The sequence below is a fragment of the Ancylobacter sonchi genome, assembly GCF_018390695.1.
GTDB lineage: Bacteria > Pseudomonadota > Alphaproteobacteria > Rhizobiales > Xanthobacteraceae > Ancylobacter > Ancylobacter sonchi.
This window is the reverse complement of the sequence record NZ_JAHBGF010000003.1, coordinates 15918-30086: the sequence shown is the minus strand read 5'-3', so window position 1 is coordinate 30086 and position 14169 is coordinate 15918. Positions and strand designations below refer to the sequence as shown.

The window sequence follows — 14169 nt, the reverse complement described above, 5'->3', positions numbered from 1 at the left end:
CATCATGCTGAATCACCTGCCGCCCGCTGCAACAGGTCCGGCCCGTCACGGCTGGGCGGCCACTCGCTCGGCAGATAGCGGCCCGTCATCTCACGATCACGGCCGGCGAATGGCGCGGCGCGGTAGACGATGGCGTGCAGCGGGAAGCCCGCCTCCAGTGCGACGGCCTGCCACGCCATCCAGGCACCGGTCCCACGCTCCACCAGCACGCCGCCGGAGAAGCCGGGGCTGAGGGCGCGCCTCAGCGCGGCGACGGCCGGACTTTCGGGCGGCCGCTGCACCGGCGAGGTGGCGAAATTGTCGAACATGCGCCGGCTCAGATAGGCCGACGGGTCGAGCATCTTGCGCCGCTCGGCTTTGCAGGCGGCACGGTACGGTCCGATGGCCGCGATGGCCTTCGCCTTGTCAGCCTCCGAGAGCTTGTTCCAATGCCGCAGCGGTGTGACGAGCGAGGCCGTCGGCGGTGGTGCGTAGTCGTGCAGGAACTTCCCGAAGAGCTGGTCGCCCCTGCCCTCTTCACGGCTATCCTCGCCCACCGCCCCCTTGGGGGCTATGGGGGTTGTTTTCTCTCTTTCCGTATTTGCTTCTTCTATATGCACAACCGGATTTGCCGCGCGCGGCTTTTCAGGCTGTGGCCGGTGCTTGGGTGCAGCATGAGCCACAACCGGATTTTCAGGCTGTGGCTCCGCCTCCGAACTGGCGTCGGCGGCACTATCGCTAGTGTCGTTCGGCTCGTCGTACACAACATAGTCGATACCGTTGAACGCCCGGGTGACGGGATCACGCGTACGTTCTCGTTTTATCCACCCGGCTTCGACGAGCTCGGCGACGACACGCTGCGTCTTGTCCCGGCCTATGCGGAACCGCTCGCTGAGGTGCGAGAGCTCAACGTTCCATGCCTCCGGCCGGCTGCGCAGATAGACGAGCACGCCGAGCGCCTCGGGCGACAGCCGGTCGTCTTCGACCACCGCATTGGGCAGGACGGTGAAGTTTCGGTTGTAGCGGCGGCGGATGATCACAACCCGCACCCCGCTTCGCAGACCATGAGCAGGCCTTGGCCGGCTTCCTCATCGGTGCGCAGGTCGACCTCATCGAGGGGCACGCCGGAGCGATGCACGAACAGTTCGCCGCGGATTTTGCCATGCCTGTGCATGTCACGGACCATCGCGTCGATGGCGACCGCTTCCTTCCAGGCTTCCGGGTCGTGGTCGCGCATGTGGCGCCATTCGCGGTCCGTACGATACGGACAGAATGTGCAGGCGCTCTTCATCGGCACCGGATAGCCATGGATCGAGAGCCAGCGCTCGCAGTCGGTGCGCGACATCCCCTTTTCGAGCAGCGGATAGCGGTTGACTGACCAGTTGTCCCACGAGGAGCCGGCGCGCACAGTTTCGTCGGTGCTGATGCCGATCCAGACCTCTACCTGCGCATCGGGGATCCGCTGGCGGGGACGGAAGCCGAGCAGGTCGCGCTGCTTCTTTCGGATCGGGTCGATCTTATAGTCTTGGGTGCATTGCCGGTTGATCTGCCCGAGGCGCCCCTTGCCCGACTTTACGAAGAAGGGCGGACGGCCAGAAGCACCATTCAGGCCGGCCGCCGCGTCGATGATTTCCCGCTTGATGCTGCCGGCCGACACGACGTGGATCGGAAATGGCAATCCCAGCTGGCCCGACTGCAACCACGCCAGTTGATCATAGACCGGAGCGGGTTCAGCGCCCGTGTCGGCGAAGATGGCGCAATCCGGCATCGGCCCGATCAAGCCATGTGCCGCCATGAGCGCCAGCGTCGTCGACTGCACCCCGGCACCGAGCGACAGCACGCGCAGCTTGGCACCCTCAACCGGCCCCCAGGACCAGCCGCCACGGCGGACGCGGGTGCGCTTGGGCGCAGGTGGCGCCGCCAGTTCGAATTCGCGCTCCGCGGGCATCACCGTCCCTTTCGTGACTTCAGGTCGGGATCAGCCGCAGCGATCTCCTGACGAAGGTCCACAAGCGCCGGCAGGTTCATCCAACCTTCCAACGCGGTCTGTGCCCGGCGAAGATCGACCAGGAGGCCGGGTAGCGTCTCGACGCCATATCCGATGGTTTCGTGAACCCGGCCCTGCTTCATGAGCAGGTACGCCGCCGCCAACGCTTTATCGTCGAACGACCAGTCGGCGATATCGTCGCCGGTGATCGCCTTGATCCGCTCAGCCACCTTCAGCGCCTTATCGGCGCGTTGCGAGACATCGGCGACGCGGCGGGCGGCCGTTCGCTCCAGGGCTTCGTCGAAGCTCTTCTGACGGGCAGCGTCCCTCTCTTCGACAAGCCGCTGCACCAGCTCCATATCGAGCGCATTGGCGTGTCGCAGGATCGCCATGACGAAACCGGACGTAAGCGGCTCCGGCTCGAGCTTTGGCGCCTGCACCTTCGTGCGCGCCTTCCCATCTTTCACCGTCAGCAGGCCCCAGCTGACGGGAAGTTCATCCGGCTTCACCAGGCCATCCGGACAGGCGAGATACCAGCGATTGCAGAAGCGCATCAACGCTTGCGCCTTCTCCGGCTCCTCGCGCTCCCTCTTCCAATCCGCGCGCGAAACCTTGATCTCGATGCCGATGACCTCGAAGCCGTTCGACGGCCAGATGCCGCAGGCGACCGCATCGATCCACCGGTTGGCCTTAGTACCGGTGTCGTTCGACACCTCGAAGAAGAGGCGCCAGCCGGGGCCGCTGTAGAGATTCAGGAGTGCGTGCCTTACGTCGGCAGCTGTCATCGCGATGCTCATGGCTCGCCCTCCCCGGCGGTGATCTCGGCGAAGCGGTCGAGCAGCATGCCGACCGGCCCCTGCGGCGCGCCATTCGGGGTGCGCGATATCGCATGGCGCAGCACGTCGACGGGGGCGCCGTACTGCAGGGCGATGCTCATCAGCACCGCCGCGTCGCGGGCGTTGACCTGGGCGTCGGAGCCGGCCTTGAGCCCGTCGATGAACAGCTCGCCGGGTCGGCCGTCGTCATAGAGGCCGAACGTCGCCGTGTAGCGGATGTTGCCGACCATGAGGTCGAAGGTTTCGGAGCGGCGGCGCGCCGGCAGGATCTCGCGCGTCATGCCGCCACCTCGCCGAAGCGGTCGGTCTCGTTGCCCCAGCAGTCCCATCCCGATCGGCGCTGGCGCGCGAAGATCTCGACATAGGGGCCGGGGGCGAACGTCTGCACCCGCTCGTAGAATTCCTCGGGCTTGCGGCTGTGCTCCCGGCGCGCCGACAGGATCACCTCGAACACGCTGGCGCTGAGGCGCTTCGGCTTGCCGATCCGCGCCAGCAAGCAGAACTCAGCGTTCTTGCGCGTGGTATAGCCCTGGCCGACGTGGAAGCAGTTGCGCGGATAGAAAAGCGGCTCGCCGGCGCGGCCGAACCGCATATGCGTCTTGAGCCAGACGAAGCCCATGCCGGAATAGCGGAAGCGATAGGACTTCAGGATGCCGAAGGCCTTCGGCAGCTTCGGGCCCGTCGTCCAGAAGAACAGCCAGCAGCCGGCGGGGTCAGCCAGGGCGCGGATGGGCAGCGCGGCGATCTCGTCGTCGGTCATCCGCTTGTAGTGCTGCGGCCGGCGCTTGGTGCCGGCAACGAACTTGTGCGGCGCGTCGATGCAGATGACGCGGTAGCCACCTGGCATGCCGGCGAACGGGCCAAGATCGGGCGCGGGCTTCACGTGGCGATCCCTTCCGCGAGCACGGCGGTGAGGGCTTTCACCTCGCCGGAGATGACGGTGTTGCCGGCGCAAAGACCTTCGATCTTGCGCACCGCGTGCAACACGGTGGTGTGGTCGCGCCCGCCGAAGCGCCGGCCGATCTCCGGCAGCGAGCGGAGGGTGAGCGTCTTCGACAGGTACATCGCGATCTGGCGCGGCTTCACCACATTGGCGGTGCGGCGCTGCGAGAGGAGGTCGGCGCGGGTGACGTTGTAGTGCTTGGCGACCACACGCACGATGTCGTCGACCCGCACCCGCTTCGGCTCTGGTGAGCGGACGAGGTCGTGCAGAGCGAGCTCGGCCATCTCCAATGTGACGGCCTCGCCGGACAATTGCTGACGCGCGAGCAGCCGGTTGATGGCGCCATCCAGATCCCGTCCGTTGTCGACGCATTGCCTCACGATGAACTCGAGCACCGCGCTCGGCACGGCGAAGCCAGCATGGTGCTTTGCCAGCGTCGCCGTCCGGGCGATGAGGATGTCCCGGCGAAGGTCCTCGCCGAAGGGCTCGATCTCCACCACCAGCCCGCCAGCAAGCCGGGAACGCACCCGATCCTCCAAGCCCAGGTCGACGGGCGGCCGATCGGCCGTGAGCACGATCTGCCGGCCGGCGTCGATGAACGCATTGAGCGTGAAGCCGAACTCCCTCTGTGCCGTCCGCCCCTGAAGCCACTGGAGATCGTCGATCACCAGCAGGTCGGCGCCGCGTACCGCTTCCTTGAAAGCGCCCTCGGCCCGGGCCCGCTGCGCTGCCTCGAAGTCGGACGCGAAGCGCTCGCCGACGAGATAGACCGTTCGACGGCCCTGCCCGGTGACCGCTGCCGCCAGGGCTTGAACCAGATGCGTCTTGCCGAGACCGATCCCGCTATGGAGGTACAGCGGATTGAAGGCCACCCGGCCGGTCGCAGCGTTCGCCACGGCCGCCTGAGCGAGGCGGTTGGCGTCGCCGAGGCGATAGGATGAAAAGACGAAGCGCGGATCCAGCGGCGCTCCGACCGACGCCTTCTGCGTGGCGGGCACGTCAACCGTCGACGACGGCTCTATCGCCACCGTGGCCAGCGTCGCCGCCGGCATGACCGCCGGCGCCCGAATGACCCGCGTCACATACCGGATGCCGGCACCCGGACACTCCATGTCGAGGGCCGCTGACAGACGAGCGTCGTAGCGCTCGCTCACCCACCGGCAAAGGAAGCGCGTCGGAAACGACAGCTCGATCGTCATGCCGGCGATGCGCTGCACCTCCATGCGACCGAACCAGCTGAACAGCTCGTCCTCGCTCACCGCGGCGCGGAATCGCATATAGGCCCGCTCCCAGGCCTCCATCGTCAGCGTCATGGCGGCACCTCAATGCTGAAGGAAGGCGATGCGTCGGCGGCTTTGCCAGCACAGCGCACAGGTGGAACAGGAGGCGGTCTTGCCGACCTGCTGCGGGCACAGCACGGCGTCGGCCGGCACCTGGCGCGGGTGCTCGACGGTGACGGTCGAGCATTCGTCGACAGGCGCATTCGAGAAGCGGATGGCGAAGCGCTCCCAGCGCTCCAGCACCAAGTGCACGAGCGCCAAGGCAATCGGGTCGGAAGCCGCGTCGATCCTCGCGGTGAAGCCGAAGACGTGCAGGGCTGGAAATCGGTCGAGGAACCCCGCCCAGCGCGCGACATAGGCCGGCGAATAGAAGTCGCCGAGCACGTGAAGGCGCACCGCGAAGCCGGCCGGGTGGCGGGATTGGAGGATGGCGAGCTCATGCTCGAGCCGATCTTCCAACGCCGGGCCGTGCTGCAGCCGCTTGGCGAAATGCATGCTGTTGCCGTAACAGCTGCGCCAATGCCGGCAGCTGTCCGGGCAGGTGGCGCGCTCCTCAAGCGTCAGGGCATAGACGGGAAAGCCGCTCCAGGCGCCCTTGGCGATCCGCCCGCCGATCTTCCAATGGTTCGCCGCGGACACGAGCACATTGGGCAGGCCATCGACCGCCGTCACCGTCGCCGGGTAGATGGTGCGTTCCTCGCTCAGCGCGGGGTGGTCGACCGGCGGCAGCCGCGCGGCGCGATCGGTCGCGACCTTCGATTGAAAGCGGCTGGGCGCGCGTTTGGCGTCCGCCTTCTCCCGCCTCCTCAGACCCAGCTTCGAGCGCTTCTGCGCCACCAGCTGGCGCGAGCAACCGAACGCCTCGGCGATCTCCGCATCGGAGCGGTCGGCCTCGAAGGCCTCGCGCAGTGCTGCCTCCGGCAGCTTCTCCCGCGGGCCGCGCCGCGCCGGCGCCGGGAACGGCACCACCTCCGGCTGATAGAGCGGGTTGAGCAGATTAGGTAGGATCCGGCCAGTCATGACGTCCCCCCAAGCAGGCGGACGATTTCGCGGCGGGCGGGTATCTCCCAACCGATGCCGTAACGGGTTTCTATCGCGATGCCAAAAGGCTTGAGCTTCTTCCTGATTTTGCAGATGAAGACGTCCGCGATCTTTATGTCGGCCTCTTCGCGGCCGTCGGCGCGATAGAGCGCGGCCATGATGGCATCCTTCGTCGCGACGTCTCGTTTCAACAGCACCCCGACGCAGCGCGCTTCACTCACCGTGAGGCGCCACTCGACCGGCACGATGAAATCGGTGCCCAGGGCCGTTTCCAACTGATCGACGCGCTGGCGGAGACGCTCGTTCTCCGCCTCGAGCGCCTCAGCTCGCGCGCTGTCGTCCACGGGATCGCCTCTTGAACCAGATGATGCCGAGTGCGCGCCAGAGCGGCACGTTGTGGGCAGCGGCAAAGACCTTGGCCTCTTTCTCGGCGTCCGGGCCAAGCGTCATGATGACGTTGCGGAGGCCGTCTGCGGTCACCTCGTCGCTGTATTCGGGGTCGGAAAGCAGCATCTCCACTGCCTTGACGCCGGCGGCGCTGACGGGCGCCATGTGCGCGGCGGCCAGCACTTCGAGCATCTGGCGCGCCTTCATCGCCCCGCGGCGATTGATCAGCGAGCCAATGGCGGCCACAGCCATGGTGTCGCCCGGCTTGAAAGCCCCGCTACCTGGAGGCACGCGAAGCACCCGGACGCCCGCACGACGGCAGACCTGATCAATGGTGACCGCCTCGGGGTCACCTGCCGCCACTGCGGCGAAGTGCATCTGCGTGGCAGTCACGGCGATCCGGTCCCGATTGTGCCCGATGAACGCCAACGCGCGTTCGGCCGGCTCGTCCGCCTCGACGATCATGATCGGGATCTGCGTTACCCCGGGATGTGATGCCGCCGCTATGGCGGTGTGCTGGCCATCTATGATCTCGAAGCCCTCCGGCGTTTCAACCGCGATAGGGCATTTGAAGCGGCGCCAGTCCCAATCGGCGACGATCCGGCGGATCAGCCGGACCGAGCGCTCCGACAGGTTCCGCTGGTAGCTCTCGTCGACGAACAGCGAGGTCGGATCGACCCACCGGAATTCCGGTGTCCGATCAAGCGCCGACTGGCCACCGGGTTCGATTCCCGGCAACCCCATCGGCTGAATGGAACGGCGCGCGCTCTCCATGGACTAGCCGCCCACCATGCCCAGCGCCTGCCGATAGAGGTCGACGATCGCGTCGTGCTCGGCGAGCTGATCGGCATCCTGCTTGCGGATCCTGAGGATCTCGCGCAGCGCCTTCACGTCGAATCCTGTGCCCTTGGCCTCGGCGAACACGTCCTTGATATCCTCGGAGATGGTCGCCTTCTCCTCCTCAAGGCGCTCGATGCGCTCGATGAAGGATTTCAGCTGCTCCTTGGCAAAGCCGGCGGCGGCGTCGGAAAGCGGCTGATCATTCGGAATGTCGGACATGCGTTCTCTCCGGGCCGCGCGCGGCCTATGCCGATGAAATGTCCGGGAGCCGCGGCGGCCGCCGGCGTGAATGAGCCCGGTCAGCCTTCCAGACAGGAGGCGGCCGGCGATCCCGCTCCCGACGGACCAGCCATGTGCCGGCGCCAGTCGAAGCGAATGCGATCAAGGACCCCGGGCCGCGCGTCGGCCGGCGGCGTTCTATGGGATGTGCGAAGGGCGATGAGCAGATGGTCGAGGCCGCTGACGCGGCAGTCGACGGCCTCTGTCCCACGGCCGGTTGCAACCGGGATGATGCCGAGGTCTTCAGCGCGATACCGCACCGCCTCTTCCGAGATGCGGCGGCCATACCGGGCGGTCATCTCGTCGGCGACGTCGGCGAAGGCGATCGAACGGGCGATCTGCGCGCGAAGCGTAGTGTCCATGTCGACCGTCCATTCGCGACGACCGTTGTGGCTGGCATAGCGGCCGCGCTTACTCATCGGCGCGCCTCCGTGCCCAGCGCGGCACGAGCCGCCGCAATGTGCGCATCCACCTCCGCCAGGTCGCGTGTCGAGCCGTCGCGAGCTTGTGCCGCAATGACAGTTCGCTCGTGCTCGAGCATGGCGATTTCGGCACAGAGCCACCGGTCGGCGGCCGCCAGGAGCGTTCTGTAGACATGGGATTTGATCGCCTTGATGCGCCGGCGCCGGATGTTCTCCAGCGTGCCGACGGCGAGGCCGATCCGCCGGGCAACGATGGGGCGGACCTCGGAGACTGGCAGCCCCGTGCGCTCGGCCTCGGACTTCTCGAGGCGGATGACCAGCGCCGCGGCGTACTCTTCGTCACGAAGGGGCTTGAGATGGATCATTTGTCCATCGCCGATGGATGAATCTGCCATGCAGTCCGTGCTCCATTTGTGTGGAGCACGGGGAGCACGGACGGCATGGACAGAGGAGACCGACGGGAATGAAGGATCGGCGCCCGACCATCGACATTGACAGCGGGGACGGGCGCCAGAGGTGGCCGGGACGAAAGACCGGTCGGAATGAATATGGGGAAAGCCTTCAAGCACCGGCGGCTGCCACCGCGGGTGCTGGCAGAATGGCGAGGATGGACGGCTGGAACCGTCCATCCCCATTCACCACCGCACGAACGCCCCGCACGGAGATGAAACATGACCCGGATAGAACTTGGACTTCTTGCCGAACAGACGGCGACCTCGGCCGTGCTCGTAATGGCCCTGCAGCTCTTTCTGAAGGCGATACCGGTCTCGGTCGATGAAAAGGACGACATACTCCGGAAAATCGAACAATACGGACAAGATATCCTGCCCCACGTACCCATCAACGGCGTCGGCATCAGTGACCGACAAACAGTCCGAGAGCTCGCGGCAATTCGCGTTACCGACATCATTTCAGCGGTCTCTCAGGCAATCCGAAATGACGGCGGTTGAGCTTCATGCTCCTGAGGGACCTGATGGCTTCTTCGAAGTCGACCTTCACTGGCGACTGAAAAGACACCTGCAGCGGTGGCAGCTTAGGAAAGGCCGACAGAGGAACCGTCTTGCGGGGCCGCTTGGGGTCGGGAGTGTGCGCCATCGTGCTGATCACCGTCGCCGAATGGAGCTATTTGCCAGACGGCGGAGATCGCTAGCCGTCGGCGACGGTTCCGTCTGTGGTTGAGGGGCATGCGAGCCGCGACCGGATAGGGTGAGCGAGATCTCCTGATCGAAGCTGATCTCAATGCGCGGCCTGCCGTCCCGCGGAACCAGCATGAACCGACTGGCGGGGATCAGCTGCCTGCGCCGGCTCGCCCGGCGCTTACGAACCGTCGACAGCGCGAAGGCGCCGCCGGCCCAGAGCGTGGCGCCGGTGGCGAGGTCGGCGAGAAACGAGGCGAGGTTCACGACGCGGCTCCCTGCTGGGAGGGCTCGCGTGGATAGAGATCGGGCCGAAGGTCGTGGCGCGACACCCCTGTCACGCGCTCGATGTTGAGCACATGCTTCGCGGGAGCTCGCCGCCATTGCGACACAGCCTGGGACGAAATGCCGAGCGGCCGGGCCAAACCAACGGCTCCGCCGGCTCTCTCTTTCGCTATCGACAGTGCATCACTCATGCGCAATCGAAAGCATAACTTTCATCTAATGGCAAGCATTTCTGTCGGTGATTTGAAAGCACCGAAAGGCGATCTTTCACATATGACCGTCGGGAATCGCATTTTAGCTATCCGGAAGGAGGCCGGCCTTAGTCAGGCTGAGTTCGCCAAACAACTCGGCGTTAGCCGCGGCGCCGTCGGAAATTGGGAACACGACAAAGGCATAAAGACGGAGAATTTGCTCTCCATTGCTGACCGGTTTGGTCGGTCCTTGGACTGGCTGTCGGGGAACAGTCCTGACGGTCGCGCTGACACAAGTCCCGAGCTACCGTCCACAGATGAACTATCACAGTATGTTGGTATCGACAGCGAGGCCGCTGGGCGACGTGTCGCACTAATCGAGCAAGCCTACGACATAGATCTGCAGAGCTTCCTCCGGGTCGATGATGATGAGTGGGCATCTATCGTCGGTGGCACCGACGGCATTAGCGATATCGCGGCGAACCGGATTGCCATCGCGACCGGCCTTCCAGCCACCTATGTGTTGGCCGGTTCGCCGGAAGTCCTGACCAGAGTGCTGATTTCTGCCAAACGAGGCCGCCGTTCAGCCTGATCCAGAAGAAAATCCGTCATAAACTCTTCGGATAGGCGCAACACACGAACAGCCTGCCCTCGATCCTGTGGCAAGATTGCCGCGATGCGCGCCGCCATTTGACGCAAGGCATACTCATCACTTGCCATATCTGCGACCACTCCATGCATAATTCCGCTTTGCATGTATAGACATGCCTTTCCGGAACTTCTCTTTGATGCTTCATTCACGATGACTCTTGGATTGGAACAAATCAAGAACAAAATTTCGACGCGGCAAGGCCGCACTCCCGCCGAAACGAACGACCGCCAGCTGCTTGCACTGTTTGACGAAACGACAGTGCCCGATTGAAATACAGCTGGGTAAGGCAGGCACGGCTTGGGGGTGAACATGCTCAATCAGACAATCGTGATCATCGGCATCGGGCTAGCACTCGCCGGATGCGTGACGACACAAACGACGACCTTTTCGCCGACTGCGGGACAGTCGGAGTTGGTACGTAACGGCCGGCCAGGGCTTGTTTCAAACAAAGGCCATACCGAGGTCGCGATGGTGATGAAGAAACCCGCGGGGCCCGCGGAACGCCCGACGTTGATAGCGCTGCTGTGTAATCGCTCGCCGACACCGATCACGTTTCGGTATGGCGACATCACGGCTTCCGGTGGAGACGGAGCGCCACTTAAGGTATGGAACCGTGCCCAATTGCAGCAAGAGGCACGGACCGACGCCATCTTGGCCGCAGCGGTCGGCGCGGCCACTTCGGCCGCGCTGGTCCAGATAAACTCGCCGACCTACAGCACTCCGGCCGCCAACAACATCGTGGATGCAAGCGCGACGGCGTCGGCCAATATCGCTGCCGCCGGCGCGCTCGCACGCGGCGCGGTAGATGTAGCGATGTATGAGAACACCATGCTGGCCGACAACACTGTAATGCCGGGCGAATGCGTTGGCGGCATGGTGGTGGTCGATCTCGATCGACGCGGCGGCTGGGCTAACCCGCATGATTACCAGGTAAGAATCCCGTTCGGCGGTGACGTGCATGTTATCCGCATGACGGTCGCTCCGTCCTCGAACAAATAGCGACACACCGCCGATAGCTTGCAAAGAGGCCGCCTAGGGGGCCGAGTTAGAGGAGCCGGGCTCCAACCAAGGCTGCTTCGTGGCAGCCGCTCGGGTGGCGCTTCGCCTGCCCACGCACACCAATGACAGTTTTACTTTCATTTCGCTTGCGTCAGATTGAAAGATTTGCTTTCATATCTCCATCGCAGCACGACGCGGCGATGCCCGCTCCGGAAGCCAGCCCTGGCGTCCCCCCACCTAGAGCCACCCGGAGCGGGCGGCCGTCGTCTGGATGGAGAGCGACATGCCGCGCCTTCCCGGCCACTTCCACGTCGACGGCGACACGCTGGTCGACCTCTATGACGATGGACGCCCGCTGCCCTACGCGCAGAGCACCATCGCCGCTGCCTTCCCTGAGCGAGACGACCGCGACCACGCCATCGACGAGCTCAGCCGCGATGGTGAGTTTCTGATCGGCGGCGGCGCGGCCCCGCTGATCCTCGTGAAGATCGCTTCCGCCGCGGCGCATGCGCGGCGCGATGTCAGGTTCACAGCCGCCAAGGATGTCCTGCTGGGCCGGCGCCTGCGAGCCTTTGGCGTTCCCGCCGGCGTCTCCGAACGGATCGTCCTCACCCGACGCGTCGAACACCGTTGGGGCAAGCGCCGCGGCGAGACCGAACACATGCGGCTCGACATCCATGGCGACAAGCCCACGCTGGAGCTGGCCGAGCTCGCCGCGCGCTACGCTACGAACTGGCACCGCGGGTACAAGGTCGATACGACCCGCCTTGCGATGCAGGCGAGGGCTGCGTGATGGCTGGTCAGCCCTCCCCCTTCTGGATGGTCTACGGCGTCGGCCAGCGCGCGCCGACCGTCCGGCACAAGTCCTTCGAGAGCGCCGACACCGAGGCGAAGCGCCTCGCCAAGTCCCTTCCCGACATCGAATTCTTCGTGCTCCAGACCGTGAGCATGAGCGTTCACCGCACGGTCGTGACGGTGCCGATCGATGTCACCCCGCGCTTTCCGCTCCTCACCGCGGCATGTGCGGCGTTCGAGGATCCCGACATTCCCTTTTGAGCTCCGGCGGTTCTCCCCACCCGCCCGGCCGGGCCCGCATTCCTCCCAGCATGAGCCAACTGGGCCCGGCCGCTCCTTCTTTCTGGACATCGCCATGACCAGACACAGCGACCTCTCCCCCGACGCGAAGCGGTCCATCCGCCGCACCGAGCTGTTCTGGCTCGGCCTGCTGGTGATCGGCGTCATTCGGGCCGGCCTCGCCATCCACGCCTACGTCACCGCCGCGCCCTGAGGCCGGCTGAACAGGAGCCTTCCATGTCTCGCATCGAAAGCACCCGCCTGTTGGACATCGAGATCGGGCGCCGCCTGCGCTCCGCTCGCATGCAGGCGGGCTTAAGTATGGAGACCTTGGCCGAACGCCTCGGCATCTCCTACCAGCAAATCCAGAAATACGAGCGCGGTACCAATCGCGTCGCCTCAAGCACGCTGATCCCGATTTCGCGCGAGCTGGGTACCACACCGGCACAACTGCTGGAGGGGCTCGGCGAGAGCAGCGAGCCGTCGCTCACCTGCATCACGGATCGGCACGCGCTGGAATGCGCGCGCATGGTGATGTCGATGCCGCTCAACGCCCGCGCCAGCACGCTGCGGACCCTCCACGCCATCGCCAAGGCCTTCCAGCCCGCCGAGGCCGCGGAATGACCGCGGGAACCTCATCGACCGGGAGCGCGGTCGTGAAACGCTCCATCGTCATCGGCGGGCACAAGACGAGCGTCTCGCTGGAGGATCCGTTCTGGGAGGCGATCAAGGAGATCGCCGCCGGCGCGAAGCGGACGCTTTCCGACCTGGTCGCCGAGATCGACGCGAAGCGCGAGAACACCAACCTGTCGTCGGCCATCCGGATGCAGGTGCTGGCGCACTTTCGCAAGGGCGGGGCGCGATGAGCGAAACCGCGCCCTCCCCCGTCGTTCAGGATCCCGCCGTGCTGGAGCGCCGCCGGCGCGCGCAGCGCAAGCGCGATCGGAAGCGTGCCATGGTGGTGCGCGACATCCTCGCCGAGCGCTTCCCGCGCTGCTTCATGCCGAAGGGCGAGCCCAAGCTGCCGCTCAAGATCGGCATCTACAACGACATCAAGGCCGCGGCGCCGGATATCGGCGGCCGCCGCCTCTTCCTCGCCCTCCGCGACTACACCACCGGCGGCACCTATCTCGCCGCCATGCGCGAGGGCGCCGACCGGATCGGCCTCGACGGCTGGCCGGACGGCAAGGTGAGCGCCGAACAGGCCGCCGACGCGCAGCGCCGGCTTCGCGGCAAGTCGCGCCGCATCTCAAGGGACAACGTCGATGATCAAGACCGTGCTGCATGAGACCGCGGCGCTCGGCGCCCTCGGCCTGTTCGTCTACGCCGTCATCCTTTGGAGCGGCATCAAGGCGGGGGCGATCTGAATGAGCCCCACCACCGCTTTCCTCATCGGCACTTGCGCCACGCTCAGCACCGCCGTCCCGCTGGCCTTCTGGCTGGGCCGGCGCTCGCTCGGGCAGGACGACTTCCCGGCCGACCGTGATCCTTATGCCGAGCCGCATGGCGATAACGTCCACCTGGTCGGCGTCGGAATCGGGCTGGCGATCCTGACGGCGGCCGGCGTGGTTGCCGGCGTGTCCATCGGCTTCGCGCATGAGGCGCCGAGCGGGTGGTCATACGACTACAGCTGTTGCGCCTCGTTCGATTGCCATCCGGCATTGGCTGGCGACATCGAAATCACGCCCAACGGCCTTCATGTGCCGGCCAGCGGCGAGACGATCCCCTATTCCGATCCGCGGGTGAAGCCGAGCGGCGACGGAGCCATGCACCGTTGCTCCTATGGCGGTGTCCCGTCCGCAAAGACCATCTGCATCTACGTGCCGGGAGGCGTCTGA

24 protein-coding genes are annotated in these 14169 nt (G+C 65.5%); 10 read left to right on the top strand and 14 right to left on the bottom strand.

Annotated elements, in window-relative coordinates; translation table 11 throughout:
• Positions 1–2: 2 nt before the first annotated feature.
• From KHC28_RS00325 to KHC28_RS00270, 12 genes are all read right to left on the bottom strand, one after another.
• A complete protein-coding gene (locus KHC28_RS00325; protein ID WP_214006353.1) occupies positions 3–1019 on the bottom strand; it encodes a helix-turn-helix domain-containing protein in 1017 nt (338 codons plus the stop codon).
• Positions 1016–1927: a hypothetical protein gene (locus tag KHC28_RS00320; RefSeq protein ID WP_246564106.1), complete on the bottom strand. Its 912-nt coding sequence runs from the start codon at positions 1925–1927 to the stop codon at positions 1016–1018. The genes KHC28_RS00325 and KHC28_RS00320 overlap by 4 nt, the downstream gene beginning before the upstream one ends.
• The gene (locus KHC28_RS00315; protein WP_214006352.1) at positions 1927–2763 is read right to left on the bottom strand and encodes a hypothetical protein; all 837 of its coding nucleotides are present in this window, start codon (positions 2761–2763) and stop codon (positions 1927–1929) included. Before KHC28_RS00315 ends, KHC28_RS00320 begins: the two co-directional genes overlap by 1 nt.
• Positions 2760–3083 carry a TSCPD domain-containing protein gene (locus KHC28_RS00310; protein ID WP_214006351.1) on the bottom strand — a complete coding sequence of 108 codons (324 nt, stop codon included), beginning with the start codon at positions 3081–3083 and terminating at the stop codon, positions 2760–2762. The genes KHC28_RS00315 and KHC28_RS00310 overlap by 4 nt, the downstream gene beginning before the upstream one ends.
• Positions 3080–3685, bottom strand: coding sequence for an MT-A70 family methyltransferase (locus KHC28_RS00305; RefSeq protein ID WP_214006350.1), 606 nt, complete (start codon positions 3683–3685; stop codon positions 3080–3082). The genes KHC28_RS00310 and KHC28_RS00305 overlap by 4 nt, the downstream gene beginning before the upstream one ends.
• A complete protein-coding gene (gene dnaA / locus KHC28_RS00300; protein ID WP_214006349.1) occupies positions 3682–5058 on the bottom strand; it encodes a chromosomal replication initiator protein DnaA in 1377 nt (458 codons plus the stop codon). Before dnaA ends, KHC28_RS00305 begins: the two co-directional genes overlap by 4 nt.
• A gap of 9 nt (positions 5059–5067) precedes the next feature.
• A complete protein-coding gene (locus KHC28_RS00295) occupies positions 5068–6045 on the bottom strand; it encodes a GP88 family protein (protein WP_214006348.1) in 978 nt (325 codons plus the stop codon).
• Positions 6042–6410, bottom strand: a complete 369-nt coding sequence (locus tag KHC28_RS00290) for a helix-turn-helix domain-containing protein (protein ID WP_214006347.1) — start codon at positions 6408–6410, stop codon at positions 6042–6044. Before KHC28_RS00290 ends, KHC28_RS00295 begins: the two co-directional genes overlap by 4 nt.
• Positions 6388–7227: a DUF6551 family protein gene (locus KHC28_RS00285; protein WP_246564104.1), complete on the bottom strand. Its 840-nt coding sequence runs from the start codon at positions 7225–7227 to the stop codon at positions 6388–6390. Before KHC28_RS00285 ends, KHC28_RS00290 begins: the two co-directional genes overlap by 23 nt.
• Positions 7228–7230: 3 nt before the next feature.
• Positions 7231–7512 carry a DUF2312 domain-containing protein gene (locus KHC28_RS00280; RefSeq protein WP_214006346.1) on the bottom strand — a complete coding sequence of 94 codons (282 nt, stop codon included), beginning with the start codon at positions 7510–7512 and terminating at the stop codon, positions 7231–7233.
• An 80-nt stretch (positions 7513–7592) separates the two neighbouring features.
• Positions 7593–7991, bottom strand: a complete 399-nt coding sequence (locus KHC28_RS00275; RefSeq protein WP_214006345.1) for a hypothetical protein — start codon at positions 7989–7991, stop codon at positions 7593–7595.
• Positions 7988–8359 (bottom strand): hypothetical protein, encoded by a 372-nt coding sequence (locus tag KHC28_RS00270; protein ID WP_214006344.1) that lies wholly within the window; start codon positions 8357–8359, stop codon positions 7988–7990. Before KHC28_RS00270 ends, KHC28_RS00275 begins: the two co-directional genes overlap by 4 nt.
• 306 nt (positions 8360–8665) lie before the next feature.
• Here KHC28_RS00270 and KHC28_RS00265 point away from each other — a divergent pair, with 306 nt between their 5' ends.
• Positions 8666–8944 carry a hypothetical protein gene (locus KHC28_RS00265; RefSeq protein ID WP_214006343.1) on the top strand — a complete coding sequence of 93 codons (279 nt, stop codon included), beginning with the start codon at positions 8666–8668 and terminating at the stop codon, positions 8942–8944.
• Between the two features lie 153 nt (positions 8945–9097).
• Here KHC28_RS00265 and KHC28_RS00260 read toward each other — a convergent pair whose 3' ends face one another.
• Together KHC28_RS00260 and KHC28_RS00255 are read right to left on the bottom strand one after the other, a co-directional pair.
• The gene (locus KHC28_RS00260) at positions 9098–9397 is read right to left on the bottom strand and encodes a hypothetical protein (protein WP_214006342.1); all 300 of its coding nucleotides are present in this window, start codon (positions 9395–9397) and stop codon (positions 9098–9100) included.
• Positions 9394–9606, bottom strand: a complete 213-nt coding sequence (locus tag KHC28_RS00255; RefSeq protein WP_214006341.1) for a transcriptional regulator — start codon at positions 9604–9606, stop codon at positions 9394–9396. The genes KHC28_RS00260 and KHC28_RS00255 overlap by 4 nt, the downstream gene beginning before the upstream one ends.
• On the opposite strand from KHC28_RS00255, the gene KHC28_RS00250 reads away from it, so the two are divergent.
• From KHC28_RS00250 to KHC28_RS00210, 9 genes are all read left to right on the top strand, one after another.
• Positions 9605–10198 (top strand): helix-turn-helix transcriptional regulator, encoded by a 594-nt coding sequence (locus tag KHC28_RS00250; protein ID WP_214006340.1) that lies wholly within the window; start codon positions 9605–9607, stop codon positions 10196–10198. The genes KHC28_RS00255 and KHC28_RS00250 overlap by 2 nt on opposite strands.
• Positions 10199–10567: 369 nt before the next feature.
• Positions 10568–11257: a hypothetical protein gene (locus KHC28_RS00245; RefSeq protein WP_214006339.1), complete on the top strand. Its 690-nt coding sequence runs from the start codon at positions 10568–10570 to the stop codon at positions 11255–11257.
• A gap of 283 nt (positions 11258–11540) precedes the next feature.
• On the top strand, positions 11541–12050 hold the full coding sequence (locus KHC28_RS00240) for a hypothetical protein (protein ID WP_214006338.1): 510 nt from the start codon (positions 11541–11543) through the stop codon (positions 12048–12050).
• On the top strand, positions 12050–12313 hold the full coding sequence (locus KHC28_RS00235) for a hypothetical protein (RefSeq protein ID WP_214006337.1): 264 nt from the start codon (positions 12050–12052) through the stop codon (positions 12311–12313). The genes KHC28_RS00240 and KHC28_RS00235 overlap by 1 nt, the downstream gene beginning before the upstream one ends.
• 94 nt (positions 12314–12407) lie before the next feature.
• Entirely contained in the window at positions 12408–12545 is a 138-nt protein-coding gene (locus tag KHC28_RS00230; protein WP_214006336.1) for a hypothetical protein, read from the top strand.
• Between the two features lie 23 nt (positions 12546–12568).
• On the top strand, positions 12569–12955 hold the full coding sequence (locus KHC28_RS00225; protein ID WP_214006335.1) for a helix-turn-helix domain-containing protein: 387 nt from the start codon (positions 12569–12571) through the stop codon (positions 12953–12955).
• Positions 12952–13197 carry a ribbon-helix-helix domain-containing protein gene (locus tag KHC28_RS00220; protein ID WP_214006334.1) on the top strand — a complete coding sequence of 82 codons (246 nt, stop codon included), beginning with the start codon at positions 12952–12954 and terminating at the stop codon, positions 13195–13197. The genes KHC28_RS00225 and KHC28_RS00220 overlap by 4 nt, the downstream gene beginning before the upstream one ends.
• A complete protein-coding gene (locus KHC28_RS00215; RefSeq protein ID WP_214006333.1) occupies positions 13194–13619 on the top strand; it encodes a ProQ/FINO family protein in 426 nt (141 codons plus the stop codon). The genes KHC28_RS00220 and KHC28_RS00215 overlap by 4 nt, the downstream gene beginning before the upstream one ends.
• A gap of 79 nt (positions 13620–13698) precedes the next feature.
• A complete protein-coding gene (locus tag KHC28_RS00210) occupies positions 13699–14169 on the top strand; it encodes a hypothetical protein (RefSeq protein WP_214006332.1) in 471 nt (156 codons plus the stop codon).

Bases quoted from the DNA above. Each gene is read 5' to 3' on its own strand.
- KHC28_RS00240 (WP_214006338.1), top strand. From the start codon at position 11,541: ATGCCGCGCCTTCCCGGCCACTTCCACGTCGACGGCGACACGCTGGTC.
- KHC28_RS00230 (WP_214006336.1), top strand. From the start codon at position 12,408: ATGACCAGACACAGCGACCTCTCCCCCGACGCGAAGCGGTCCATCCGC.
- KHC28_RS00265 (WP_214006343.1), top strand. From the start codon at position 8,666: ATGACCCGGATAGAACTTGGACTTCTTGCCGAACAGACGGCGACCTCG.
- KHC28_RS00245 (WP_214006339.1), top strand. From the start codon at position 10,568: ATGCTCAATCAGACAATCGTGATCATCGGCATCGGGCTAGCACTCGCC.
- KHC28_RS00310 (WP_214006351.1), bottom strand. From the start codon at position 3,083: ATGACGCGCGAGATCCTGCCGGCGCGCCGCCGCTCCGAAACCTTCGAC.
- KHC28_RS00225 (WP_214006335.1), top strand. From the start codon at position 12,569: ATGTCTCGCATCGAAAGCACCCGCCTGTTGGACATCGAGATCGGGCGC.
- KHC28_RS00270 (WP_214006344.1), bottom strand. From the start codon at position 8,359: ATGATCCATCTCAAGCCCCTTCGTGACGAAGAGTACGCCGCGGCGCTG.
- KHC28_RS00210 (WP_214006332.1), top strand. From the start codon at position 13,699: ATGAGCCCCACCACCGCTTTCCTCATCGGCACTTGCGCCACGCTCAGC.
- KHC28_RS00320 (WP_246564106.1), bottom strand. From the start codon at position 1,927: ATGCCCGCGGAGCGCGAATTCGAACTGGCGGCGCCACCTGCGCCCAAG.
- KHC28_RS00215 (WP_214006333.1), top strand. From the start codon at position 13,194: ATGAGCGAAACCGCGCCCTCCCCCGTCGTTCAGGATCCCGCCGTGCTG.
- dnaA (WP_214006349.1), bottom strand. From the start codon at position 5,058: ATGACGCTGACGATGGAGGCCTGGGAGCGGGCCTATATGCGATTCCGC.
- KHC28_RS00250 (WP_214006340.1), top strand. From the start codon at position 9,605: ATGCGCAATCGAAAGCATAACTTTCATCTAATGGCAAGCATTTCTGTC.
- KHC28_RS00295 (WP_214006348.1), bottom strand. From the start codon at position 6,045: ATGACTGGCCGGATCCTACCTAATCTGCTCAACCCGCTCTATCAGCCG.
- KHC28_RS00285 (WP_246564104.1), bottom strand. From the start codon at position 7,227: ATGGAGAGCGCGCGCCGTTCCATTCAGCCGATGGGGTTGCCGGGAATC.
- KHC28_RS00315 (WP_214006352.1), bottom strand. From the start codon at position 2,763: ATGAGCATCGCGATGACAGCTGCCGACGTAAGGCACGCACTCCTGAAT.
- KHC28_RS00255 (WP_214006341.1), bottom strand. From the start codon at position 9,606: ATGAGTGATGCACTGTCGATAGCGAAAGAGAGAGCCGGCGGAGCCGTT.
- KHC28_RS00275 (WP_214006345.1), bottom strand. From the start codon at position 7,991: ATGAGTAAGCGCGGCCGCTATGCCAGCCACAACGGTCGTCGCGAATGG.
- KHC28_RS00220 (WP_214006334.1), top strand. From the start codon at position 12,952: ATGACCGCGGGAACCTCATCGACCGGGAGCGCGGTCGTGAAACGCTCC.
- KHC28_RS00235 (WP_214006337.1), top strand. From the start codon at position 12,050: ATGGCTGGTCAGCCCTCCCCCTTCTGGATGGTCTACGGCGTCGGCCAG.
- KHC28_RS00280 (WP_214006346.1), bottom strand. From the start codon at position 7,512: ATGTCCGACATTCCGAATGATCAGCCGCTTTCCGACGCCGCCGCCGGC.